Source organism: [Bacillus] caldolyticus, from assembly GCF_003595605.1.
GTDB classification, from domain to species: Bacteria; Bacillota; Bacilli; order Bacillales; family Anoxybacillaceae; genus Geobacillus; species Geobacillus thermoleovorans.
The window spans coordinates 462,104-473,650 of the sequence record NZ_CP025074.1 but is presented as its reverse complement, the minus strand read 5'-3'; the positions used below and the strand labels follow the sequence as shown (position 1 = coordinate 473,650).

10 protein-coding genes and 1 pseudogene are annotated in these 11,547 nt (G+C 54.2%); 9 read left to right on the top strand and 2 right to left on the bottom strand.

All coding sequences use genetic code 11. The annotated features are described in order from the left end of the window. Positions 1 to 52: 52 nt before the first annotated feature. Positions 53 to 193 (top strand): hypothetical protein, encoded by a 141-nt coding sequence (locus CWI35_RS18200; RefSeq protein WP_020278855.1) that lies wholly within the window; start codon positions 53 to 55, stop codon positions 191 to 193. 74 nt (positions 194 to 267) lie between these two features. On the opposite strand, the gene CWI35_RS02545 is transcribed toward CWI35_RS18200, so the two are convergent. Next, on the bottom strand, positions 268 to 624 hold the full coding sequence (locus CWI35_RS02545; protein WP_011231018.1) for a hypothetical protein: 357 nt from the start codon (positions 622 to 624) through the stop codon (positions 268 to 270). Positions 625 to 668: 44 nt separating this feature from the next. Next, positions 669 to 1,772, bottom strand: a complete 1,104-nt coding sequence (locus CWI35_RS02540) for a sensor histidine kinase (RefSeq protein WP_014195670.1) — start codon at positions 1,770 to 1,772, stop codon at positions 669 to 671. A 222-nt stretch (positions 1,773 to 1,994) separates the two neighbouring features. Between CWI35_RS02540 and cysK the strand changes: the two genes are divergently transcribed. The 8 genes and pseudogenes from cysK to CWI35_RS02485 all read left to right on the top strand — a co-directional run bounded on the left by cysK (position 1,995) and on the right by CWI35_RS02485 (position 11,532). Next, a complete protein-coding gene (cysK, locus tag CWI35_RS02530) occupies positions 1,995 to 2,918 on the top strand; it encodes a cysteine synthase A (RefSeq protein WP_011231021.1) in 924 nt (307 codons plus the stop codon). 556 nt (positions 2,919 to 3,474) lie between these two features. Further along, a pseudogene (locus CWI35_RS02515) lies at positions 3,475 to 4,595 on the top strand (AbrB family transcriptional regulator). Between the two features lie 48 nt (positions 4,596 to 4,643). Further along, entirely contained in the window at positions 4,644 to 5,282 is a 639-nt protein-coding gene (locus CWI35_RS02510; RefSeq protein ID WP_011231023.1) for a Bax inhibitor-1/YccA family protein, read from the top strand. 181 nt (positions 5,283 to 5,463) lie between these two features. Next, positions 5,464 to 6,261 carry a hydroxypyruvate isomerase gene (gene hyi / locus CWI35_RS02505; protein ID WP_081472554.1) on the top strand — a complete coding sequence of 266 codons (798 nt, stop codon included), beginning with the start codon at positions 5,464 to 5,466 and terminating at the stop codon, positions 6,259 to 6,261. Further along, positions 6,258 to 7,154 (top strand): NAD(P)-dependent oxidoreductase, encoded by an 897-nt coding sequence (locus CWI35_RS02500; protein ID WP_014195674.1) that lies wholly within the window; start codon positions 6,258 to 6,260, stop codon positions 7,152 to 7,154. Before hyi ends, CWI35_RS02500 begins: the two co-directional genes overlap by 4 nt. A 252-nt stretch (positions 7,155 to 7,406) precedes the next feature. Then, the gene (locus CWI35_RS02495; RefSeq protein WP_011231026.1) at positions 7,407 to 8,729 is read left to right on the top strand and encodes an FAD-binding oxidoreductase; all 1,323 of its coding nucleotides are present in this window, start codon (positions 7,407 to 7,409) and stop codon (positions 8,727 to 8,729) included. Next, on the top strand, positions 8,729 to 10,090 hold the full coding sequence (locus tag CWI35_RS02490; protein WP_119877458.1) for a (Fe-S)-binding protein: 1,362 nt from the start codon (positions 8,729 to 8,731) through the stop codon (positions 10,088 to 10,090). The genes CWI35_RS02495 and CWI35_RS02490 overlap by 1 nt, the downstream gene beginning before the upstream one ends. Next, positions 10,087 to 11,532 (top strand): FAD-linked oxidase C-terminal domain-containing protein, encoded by a 1,446-nt coding sequence (locus CWI35_RS02485; protein WP_014195677.1) that lies wholly within the window; start codon positions 10,087 to 10,089, stop codon positions 11,530 to 11,532. Before CWI35_RS02490 ends, CWI35_RS02485 begins: the two co-directional genes overlap by 4 nt. Positions 11,533 to 11,547 lie beyond the last annotated feature (15 nt).

Genomic DNA, 11,547 nt, shown 5'->3' with positions numbered 1-11,547 from the left:
TTGCAACGCTGTTATAAGACGGCTCACACTAATAGGCAAGGGAGGGAAAGCGATGAGCGAAACATGTTTTTACTGTCAGTGCGAGTGCGATGACAAGGTGCATTACGTATCGTTCCATACGAATGGCGAAGAACGCGAAGAAACGCTTTGTCCGGAATGTTACCAAGAATGGCTGCAGGGCATGCAAGGTTGACCTTTCTTCCTGCTTTCGTTTCGCTTGGAAGCGGGGCTTTTTCGCGAAATGATGATGAAAAAACCGCACCGTGGTCAAACCGGTGCGGTTTTTTGGGACAGCGGCGGAGTGGCGATGATGTCCGCCAAATCGCCGTCTTCGTCATAGGCGCGGTAGACAGCGGCTTTCGTACGCGGAGCATGGACCGATAAAAAGAGAATGCGCTCCTTGCCTTCGCGGGCGACTTTCGTTTCCATTTTCAATGACACTCCGTTTATCGTGAGCGAGTAGAACCGGTACGTCAAGCCAAGCCATGTGCGTTCTGACCGCAGGGTATCTGGATGATGGCGGATGAACGCAGCGAGCTCGGCGAACGAATGCGCTTCCCGCTCGAGCCATTCGCGGATGGCACTTGCCGCCTGCTCCAACCAGCTTTTCCAAGACGTTTTCATCGGCATCACCTTTTTTCATCCATCTTGCCCATTTTCGCTGTTCGTCATGCAGGGAGGCGGATGGAAAACGTCGTCATGTTGTCGTCGGAAGAACAGCAGATATCCCCGCCGTGGTCTTCGATCACTTTTTTGCAAATGTACAGGCCGATGCCGGTTCCGAGTTTTTTCGTTGTAAAAAACGGCTCGAAAATCGTTTCCACAATGTCGGCTGGAATTGACGGACCGTTGTTGGCGATTTCGATGATGATGCTTCCGTCTTGGCAACGGGCGGCGATGTTGATCCGCCGCGGTTTTTCCCTCTCTTTCACCGCTTCGATCGAGTTGAGCAAAATGTTTACCAGCACCTGGCGCAGCTGATCTTTATAGGCAAATATATGTATGGATTCATCGATCGCCACCGAAAGGTCGACATCGCTGTCGACGATCGTGGCGTATAAAAACTCGATAATTTCCTCCAACAACTGGTACAGCGAAAACGTTTCTTTTTCGCTTTCAACAATTTCTTTGCGTGAGGCATGCAAAAATTGCGAAATGCGAAATTTCAGCTGCTGCAACTCATGGTCGATAATGTCTAAATAAGGAAGATGCGGATGCTCAAACTTCAATAATTGAATAAAACCAATAATAGCCGTAAGCGGATTGCGAAACTCATGGACAAAACTCGATGACATTTGCCCAAGCAGCGTCAGCCGGTCTTGATGCGATCTGGCAATGAGCGCGTTTTTTTCATGCAGTTCTTTTTCCTTTAACTCATTGTATTTTGTGATGGCATGAAACAGAAATTGGTCAAACAGCTCGTTCAAATGGTCGATGAGCGGGGACAGCTCGTCGACCGGCAGCGGCGCGGCGAGCGCGTGGTTGATGACGAGCCGCCTCCCAAGGTTGACGTTGTAGACGAGAGCGCCGATGCCGACATTCATTTCCGCACGTTCTTTCGCGATTTTGTTGGCTAACCGTTCGACCGTCTCGCTAGATAGCGACCGCAACAGCGCTTCTTTGACCAGCTCAAACACTGCTAAGCCGTTTTGTTCGACATGATCGATGTATTTGTCATCGTCGGCAATTTTCATATGTTGCCGCCAATAGGCGAGAAAGTTCGGCAAATGGGCTTCTAAATGGGTGACGAGCTGCTGTGCCGCAGATGCCAAAAAAGCCACCTCGCTTTCCATCATTTATTTTTTATTATAAGGGGGAATATCGGACTAGAACAGGGGAAAAATCGCAATCGGTCCGGCCAAACGAACGTCCTTTTGCGAAAAACGATCAAAAAACCTGGTGCTGCGGGCGGGACAGACTGTTTGAACGAAAAAAGAAAAATCATTTATAATGAATGAGGCAAACAAATATTTTGCTAAAGGTTGGGGACGATCGTGAAATTGTATGACTCGATTTTAGATTTGATTGGCGGCACGCCGATTGTAAAGTTGCAGCGTCTTCCTGACCCGGACGGCGCGGATGTGTATATGAAGCTTGAATCGTTCAATCCGGGCGGCAGCGTCAAAGACCGGCCCGCTTGGGAAATGATCCGCCGCGCCGAGGCGGAAGGGAAAATTGCACCGGGAAAAAGCACGATCATTGAACCGACGTCCGGCAACACCGGCATCGGCCTGGCCATGGTGTGCGCCGCCAGAGGTTACCGTTGCATCATTACGATGCCCGACAATGCGACGGTCGAACGGGTGAAAATTTTAAAGGCGTACGGAGCCGAAGTCTATTTGACGCCGGCGGAGAAGCGGATGCAAGGGGCGATCGATGAGGCAAACCGGCTTGCTGGCGAAATCCCTGACAGCTTTATTCCGATGCAGTTTGAAAATCCGGCCAATCCGGATGCACACCGGCATACAACAGCGGTGGAAATTTATGAAGCGTTTGATGGACGGCTCGATGCGTTCGTGTTAACCGCCGGCACCGGCGGGACGGTGACCGGAACAGGGGAGGAGCTGAAAAAACGCATCCCGAATTTGCGCATTTACGTCGTTGAACCGTACGGTTCGCCTGTGTTGTCGGGCGGCAAGCCGGGGCCGCACAAAATTCCCGGCACGGGTCCGGGGTTTATCCCGAAAATTTTAAATCGCTCGATTTATGATGACATTTTTTTGATCAAAGATGAGGATGCCCAACAGATGGCGCGCGAACTGGCGGCGAAGGAAGGCATTTTGGTCGGCGCTTCGGCCGCTGCCAGTGCCTATTACGCCATCAAAGTGGCGAAACAGCTCCCCAAAGGCGCCCGCGTCCTTTGCATGGCGCCCGATTCCGGCGAGCGGTATTTGTCATCCGATTTATTCGCTGATTAAGCGGACGGCGCATCGGCGAAAAAGCGAGGGCCGTTGGCTTCACTGCTCCTTGCCTTTCATGGGAAGAGAAGCATTCCTCTCTGCTAAACAGGAGAGGAATGTTTTTGTTTGGTATTTCTGATGCAATTTAAAGCTTTAACATTTTTCGTTTTTACCGGTCATTTCATCCGACTGTCGAGTGACCGAACAACACCGCTTAAAGACCCATGAATGGGTCTTTAAGCGAGTCGTTGTTCGGTCTTCCGTCACGCCTTAGCGTGACGGAGGCAAGCCTATGGCTTGCCTTCGACAGTCAAAAATGGATGAGCCACTTTTCCGTCAAGGATATGTTAAACGATTTCGTTGCATCTATATAGTTTGCAGAAAGCGGATAGTAGAGCAACAGTTGCCGTCCCTTTTTGCCTTCGCGCCGCCGTCCGCTGTCGATAAAACCGGCAGTCAAGTACAATCGCTGCGCTGTCAAGTTTTGTTCATTGACAGCAAGCACAATTTCGTTGATGTAAGGTGGAGAGGAAGTGTTCGCTTGGCTTTGGAAAGACAACAAGGGCGGAACAGCATGGCGCGCATCGCGTTGACGCTGGTGATCGCGGCGCTCGGCGGCTTCATTTTCGCCTTGTTTGGCGTTCCGCTCCATTGGATGCTCGGTCCAGCAGCTGCGTTGCTTTTGGTTGGTCGTTTTTTGAAGGGAAAGTTGTATTGGCCGGTCGGCATTCGCAACGCTGCGCTCATTCCGATCGGCTATACGCTAGGGACATCGATGACGGCAGGAACGCTTGTGGAGATGGGCCGACAATTGCCGGCGATGTTGCTGGCGACGGTGTTGATTTTGTTGTTTAGCTTCCTTGTTTCTTGCCTTGTCGCGAGATGGACAAGGATTCCGCTCCGTTCGGTTGTCACCGGCAGCATCCCCGGCGGATTGTCGCAAATGCTTGTGTTGGGCGAGGAGCTCGACGGTGTCGATGCAACGATTGTCACGTTTTTTCAAGTGATGCGCCTGATGGGCGTCGTGTTTCTCGTCCCGCTTATCGCCTTAAGCCCGTTCTTTTCCGGCGGCGCTGAGGCGGGGACGGGCGCAGAATGCGGACAAGGGGCGCATTGGAGCGTCGGTCTTGTTTGGCTGTATTTGATCGTCACGGTTGCCAGCGCGATCATCGGAAGGCGCATCAAACTGCCGACTGCCTATTTGCTTGGCCCGATCATCGGAACATCGGCTCTGGTCATTGCCGGGACGCCGGCGCCCCATTTGCCAGCTCCTTTGTTAGATATCGCGCAAATCGCGATGGGCGCTTATCTAGGCTTAATGCTGAAACCGGCTCGCATCGCGGAAAAGGGAAGAGCCGTGCTGGCGGCTGTGGTTACCGGTCTTGCGCTCATTTTGTTTTCCATGGCTTCGGCATTTGTCTTAACGGCTCTGCATGGCGTGCCGTATTTGACAGCGTTCATCGCCTTGGCGCCGGGGGCATGGATCAAATGGGAATTTTGGCGCGGGAAGCGCATGCCGACCTTGCCGTTGTGACAAGTTATCAAATGTTCCGCATTTTTTTCATTTTGCTTGTCGTTCCACCGGTGCTGAAAAAACTGTTTGCCGCCCGCTGGTTTCGATGGATCGAACGATGGGCCATACATCATGGTGGACGGTCCATGCAGTCTGCGTCAATCAAAAAGAAAGGGCTGTGACAAGAAACAAATATATGCTAAACTAGAAAGAAAAAGGAGGGGGTTGCCATGAATCATTCGACCGTTTATCGTCCGCATAGCCCAGTGGCGAAGTTGGCGGTTTCCTTTTTAGCGGCGCTGGCCGTCGCGACGGCGGGGCTGTATGCCGGGCAATGGGTGCCGGCTGGCCTGTATTTGCCCCTTTACGGGCTTGAACTTGTGCTGCTGTTGGTCATGATGTTCGCCCGCGTGAAAAAAGCTGTCGGCTATCCGCTTATGTTTGCGTTTATGTTTGTCTCGGGGGCGACGCTCTATCCGCTCATCGGCTATTACATTTCCATCATCGGCGCGGCGGCGGTGTTCAAAGCGTTTGCGCTGGCCGTTGTATCGTTTTCCGGCGTTGCCATTTACGCAGCGAGAACGAAAGAAGATTTTTCGTTCCTCGGCGGGTTTTTGATGCTGGGCGCGTTTGCGCTCCTTGGCTTGCTGATCATCCAATGGTTCATCCCATTCTCAAGCGTAGGGCAAATGGGCATCGCCGCTTTGGGGATTTTGATTTTCCTTGGCTTTACGATTTACGACATCAACCGTTTGGCCCGCTATGGCTTTACGGAAGCGGACATCCCGATGATTGTGGTCAATATTTACCTTGATTTCATCAACTTGTTTGTCTACATTTTGCGTTTTTTCGCCAGCGATGAGGATTGAGCGCCAAAAAGGGCTGCTTTTGGGGCAGCCCTTTTTCCATGACCGTGGCATTGATCAAAGCGGCAAGTCGAAATGGTGCGGCTGTTTTTTTACGGCATTAAAGGGGAAACGCGGTGAGGCAGGAATCGGCAAACGGTGGGGCGAATATAGAGAAAGAAATGGAGAAGAAAGGAGCCTCATGATGAAGTTTGCCGTCAATGTATCGACGATTTTCACGGAAGCGCCGTTTCTCGCCCGGTTTGCCAAGGCGAAGCAGCATGGGTTTTCGCACGTTGAATGCCAGTTTCCGTACTCGGTGGCTCCTGAGGCGATTGCTGATGAACTCGAGCAGCTTGAGCTGTCGCTTGTTTTGCTGAATTTGCCCGCTGGCGATTGGGAAAAGGGGGAGCGCGGGCTCGCCATTTTTTCTGACCGTCATGATGAATTCCGGCGTGCACTGGAGGAAGGAGTGCGTTATGCGCTCGCGCTCGGTGTACCGAATCTTCATTGCATGGCCGGAGTGTTGCCAAGGGACTTGCCGCGCGAGCGGGCGAAGGAGACGTATATGCGCCGCATTGACGAAGCGGCTGCAACGCTTGCTGTTCATGGTTTGACGCTGACGATTGAACCGATCAATCCGTTCGATATGCCCGGCTACTTTTTAACCGATATTGAGGAAGCGGCGGCGATCATCCGCGATCTCGGCCGGACGAATGTGAAATTGCAATATGACGTCTATCATATGGCTCGGCTCGGACGCAATGTGACAGCGATGTTTGCCGACTACGTACCGCTCATCGCGCATGTGCAATTCGCTGATGCCCCCGGGCGGCATGAGCCGGGGACGGGAGAGCTTCCGTATCGCGAGATTTTCGCATTTTTGCAAGAGCACGGCTACAATGGAGCGATTGGACTTGAGTACATTCCATCAGGGAAAAGCAGCGAAAGTTTTGTCTGGTATGATGAATACCGCGGAATGAAAGGGGGAGGCGGACGATGACACGCGTCGGCTTTATCGGATTGGGCGTGATGGGCTCGCGCATGGCTAGACGGCTGCTTGAAGCGGGATTCAATGTCACGGTGTACAACCGTACGACAGAAAAAGCGGTTCCGCTTGTCAACCTTGGCGCCCGACAGGCGGCGACAGTGGCAGAGCTGGCTGGCGAGGCGGATATCATTTGCACGTGCTTATCGATGCCGGATGATGTCATCGAGGTGTATACAGGTGAAGGCGGCGTCCTTAGCGCGGCCTATCCGGGGACGATTTGCCTTGATTTTACAACCGTCGGTCCGAAAACAAGCCGGTTTGTCGCTCGGCGCGCCGATGAGCACGGCGTCGCCTATTTGGACGCGCCGGTAAGCGGCGGGCCGGAAGGGGCGGAGCAAGGGGCGCTGACGATCATGGTCGGCGGGGCGAAAGAAGCATGGGAGCGGGTGCGTCCGCTGCTTCGGGTGTTAGGAAAAACGGTTGAATATTTAGGAGAAAGCGGCGCCGGCAGCGCGGCAAAAGCGATCAACCAGTACTTGGTCGCCGTCCATTCGGTCGCCGCGGCGGAAGCGATGGTCGCTGGCGTCGCTTATGGGCTTCATGCCGGGAAGCTGTATCGGCTGTTAAAAGAAAGCTATGGAGACAGCCGGATGTTGCGCCGCCATATGGAGCAGTTCGTGTTGCCGCGTCGATTCACTCCTGGCGGGGCGGTCAAGTATGTACATAAAGATGTGCGCTTGGCGAACGAGTTGATGGATGAAATCGGCCTTGGCCGCCGACTCGGCATTCAAGCAGAAGAAGCGTTTGCCGCAGCGATCGCCGCAGGCCTTGCCGACTTGGATATGGCCGCGGTCATTCAGCCGCTCGAGCAGCGGGTCGGAGTGGTGGTGGAAGAGACGGAATGAACAAAATGATCCCTAAATTCAAAAAATTCATTGAAAAAATGGATGAGCGATGGTTTAATAGAAGTAGCAGGAGGGCTGGCCCCAAAGGTTGTTTTGGGCTAAATCACTTGTATATATGACGGTGATCGGAAAAGGTGTCCCGATTCTTTTGGGACACCCTCCGCCTGATAAAGAAAACGGTTCGAGCGGCTCGCTTTTTTTTACTGATAAAAAGAAACGATGTTTCTTATTACGAAACGGAGGAGGGCGCTCATGCTTTCATTGACATGGATTGAGGAGCTGCAGGCGTTTTTGCATCCAGAACAGATCAAACGGAATGAATCGTTCCACCCCCTCGGCAATGATGGGGCGGTGACCGTCTATCCGCGAACAGAGGAAGAAATCGCTGCGGTGCTCCGCTATGCCGACCGCCATGGCAAAAAAGTCGTCATCGCTGGACGCGGCACAAAACGGGGGTTTGGCGGGCATCGGGAACAGGCGGACATCTTGCTGTCGTTGGAACACTATGCCGGCATTGTCGAACATGCGGCCGCCGATATGACGGTCACTGTCAAAGCCGGAACGGTGTTTGGTGATTTGCAGCGCGCGCTCGCTCCGCATCGGCAAAAGGTCGCCTTGGACCCGTTTTGGCCGGAGGAAGCGACGATCGGAGGGGTCATTGCCGCGAACGATAGCGGTCCGAAGCGGCTCGGCTATGGGGCAGCGCGCGATTCGGTCATCGGGCTGCGCGTCGTCTATCCGAACGGGACCGTCATTCGTTCCGGAGGCAAAGTGGTAAAAAATGTCGCCGGCTACGATATGAATAAGTTGTTCATTGGGGCGATGGGGACGCTCGGGGTGCTGAGCGAGATTACGCTCAAGCTTCGACCGCTCGCGAAATATGAAAGCGTTGTGTTGCTGTCGTTCCCAAGCGGCGATCTTCATGACATTCGCTCGTTTGCCGTTTCGTTCCTTGATACAATGATGGAGCCGATTTGTTTTGAACTGCTCAACCCGGCGCTTTCCGAGCGGCTGACGGGACGGCCGGTTTATACGCTTGTGATCGGGTTTGAAGATGTGGAAAACGCCGTCCATTACCAAGAGCATTGGGTTGAACGACTGCGGCCGAAAGCGGTGGAAATGTCCATTTTAGCCGGCGAAGAGACGGCGGCGTTTTGGCGGACGTTTTACACGATGGCACCGAACGGGCGTCTGGAGCAGGCGGAAAACGGTGTTGAAGCGGCAGTGAAAATCGGGGTTGTCAACTTGGATGTACTCTCCATCTTGCGTGAAAGCGTTTTAATCGCTGACCGTTGCCATGTCCGCATCGAGGCGCACGGCGGATTGGGCCACGGGCTTTGTCAGGCGTATATGCACGGCGGCGAAGAGGGAGTGTTGACCGCAATCGAGGAGCTGCGCCAAACGGCGGTTCGCCTTGGCGGCTACGCGATTGTGAAACATTTGCCGCTTTCGCTGCGCCAGCGCGTCGACGTCTGGGGCGGAAAGCCGTCGTACTTTTTCTTGCTCGAAGGCATTAAGCGGAAAATCGATCCGAACAAAACGGTCAACGATCAACGCTTTATTGGGGGGATTTAATGATGAGCACGATGACCAATGAACGGGCGGACAGCCCGGCGTGTGCGACCGCGAGTCTTGGCAACTATCGTTTTCACGATTTGCCGGACCCGAGCAAGTGGGCTGATTGCGTTCATTGCGGCATGTGTTTAGAATCATGCCCGACGTACGAACAGACGGGTGAAGAACAGCACTCTCCGCGCGGCCGCGTTCATTTGATGAAGTCGGTCGGCGAAGGGAAGCTTGAGTTGACGCCTGATTTGCTCGATCCGATTTTTACGTGCTTGGATTGCCGTGCATGCACGATGGCTTGCCCGGCCGATGTCGATGTCGGTGGGCTCATTGAACAAGTGCGCGGCCAGCTCCGCCAGGCGGTTCCGCTCACCGGTTGGAAGGCGCTTGTCAGCGACGTTTTCTTAAAAGGCATTTTTCCGCATCCGTCGCGCCTCGATTGGCTCGGCCGCCTGCTGAAATGGTACCAAAAAAGCGGCTTGCAGACGGTGGCGCGCAAAACCGGACTGCTGCGTGTCATGCCCGATCACTTGGCTGAGATGGAGGCGATTTTGCCAGCGGTCGGTACGCCGGTTCGGAGAAAGTATAAACATCAGCCGCTCATTAAGGCGAAGGGGGAAACAAAGCGAACCGTCGCGATTTTGACCGGATGCGTCATGGATGTTATGTTTAGTGATATTAACGAAGCGACGATCCGTGTATTGACCCATAACGGCAACGATGTCGTCATCGTCCCGAACCAGACGTGCTGCGGGGCGCTTCACGTTCACGCCGGCGACCGCGAAACCGGCCGGAAGCTCGCCAAGCAAAATATTGAGGCGTTTCAACATGTCGACCATGTCATCGTTAACGCCGCCGGCTGCGGCTGCATGTTGAAAGAATATCCGGAACTGTTCCGCCATGACCCGGAATGGCATGAAAAGGCGGAGCAATTTGCCGCCAAAGTTGAGGATGTGTCCAAATTTTTGCATGACACGGGCTTCAAACCACCGAAAGCGGAATTGAACGTGCGCCTCACCTACCATGATGCGTGCCATTTGGCCCATGGCCAGGGCATCCGCCAAGAGCCGCGCGCTTTGATTGAAAGCATTCCGGGGGTGGAAATGGTCGCCATGCCAAACGCCGATCGTTGCTGCGGCAGCGCCGGCATTTACAACCTCACCCATCCGGAGATGGCACAAGCGGTGCTTGAGAGCAAAATGCAACACGTGCCGCAAGAGGTGGAGCTGATCTCGATGGGCAATCCAGGTTGCATGCTGCAAATGGCGCTTGGCGTCATGAAACATGGACGAAACCAAAAAATCGTCCATACGGTGCAGCTGCTCGATTGGGCGTACCAAAAAGAAGAAGGGAAGGACGTGCGCATATGAGAAAACGGCCGATTGCAACGAACGACCCGCACATCCAAGCGCTCGCCCGCATCGTTGGGGAACAGGCGATTTTATACCGGAAAGAAGATTTAATGGCGTATGACTGCGACGGCTTCACCGTCCACCGCCATTTGCCAAGGGCGGTTGTATTTCCAAACAGCACGGAGCAAGTGGCGGCGGTCGTCAAATACTGCCATGAGCATGATCTTCCGTTTCTCGCCCGCGGCGCCGGCACGGGGTTAAGCGGCGGGGCGATTCCGCTAAACGGCGAAGTCGTCATCAGCCTAACGCGGATGAAGCGGCTGTTGCACGTCGATCTCGAAAACCGGCGCGCCGTCGTCGAGCCGGGGTTTGTCAACTTGAAGTTGACGAACTCGGTCGCCCACCGCGGCTATTACTATGCGCCCGACCCGTCAAGCCAATATTGCTGCACGATCGGCGGCAACGTCGCTGAAAACGCTGGCGGCGCCCACTGCTTAAAATACGGAGTGACGACGAACCATATTTTAGGGCTTGAAGTCGTCTTGCCGAACGGCGAAGTGATTGAAATCGGCGGAAACGGCGTTCCCGATCCGCCAGGCTACGATTTGCTCGGGCTGCTGACCGGGTCGGAAGGGACGCTTGGCATCGTGACAAAAATCACCGTCCGTTTGTTGAAAAATCCCGAGGCCAAACAGACGGTGCTCGCCTATTTTGACGAAGTGGAAGATGCGAGCCAGACCGTTTCCGACATCATTTCCGCTGGAATCGTGCCGGCGGCGCTCGAGATGATGGACCAAACGGCCATCGAGGCGGTCGAAGCGGCCGCGTTTCCGGTCGGGCATCCGAAAGACATCGCCGCGCTGTTGCTCATTGAAGTGGATGGCATTTCCGCCGGGATCGACGAACAAATCAACGATATTTTAACGATTTGCCGCCGCCATCATGTGCGCGAAGTGAAAGTCGCCCAGTCAGAGGAAGAACGGGCCCGCTGGTGGGCGAACCGGAAAACCGGCTTTGGCGCCATGGGGGCGATTTCGCCTGACTATTTAGTGCAAGATGGCGTCATTCCGCGCAGCCGTCTGCCGGAAGTGCTGCGGGAAATCGCCGATATCAGCCGCAAGTATGGACTGAGAATCGCAAACATTTTCCACGCCGGCGACGGCAATTTGCACCCGCTTGTGCTGTTTGATGCGAGCAAGCCTGGGGAGACGGAGCGGGCGCTTGCCGCCGGAAGCGAATGCCTCAAGGCGTGCGCGGCGGTCGGCGGATCAATTACAGGGGAACATGGCGTTGGCATTGAGAAAAAAGAAGAGATGCGCTTCATTTTCACTGATGAGGAAATTTTGGCGCAAACGGCAATCCGCGACGTGTTTAACCCGAAAAACTTGCTCAACGCCGGCAAGCTGTTCCCGACGCCGGGGCGTTGTGTAGAGACAAAGATGCCGTCGACAGTGAAATGAAAATTTTTTGAAAAC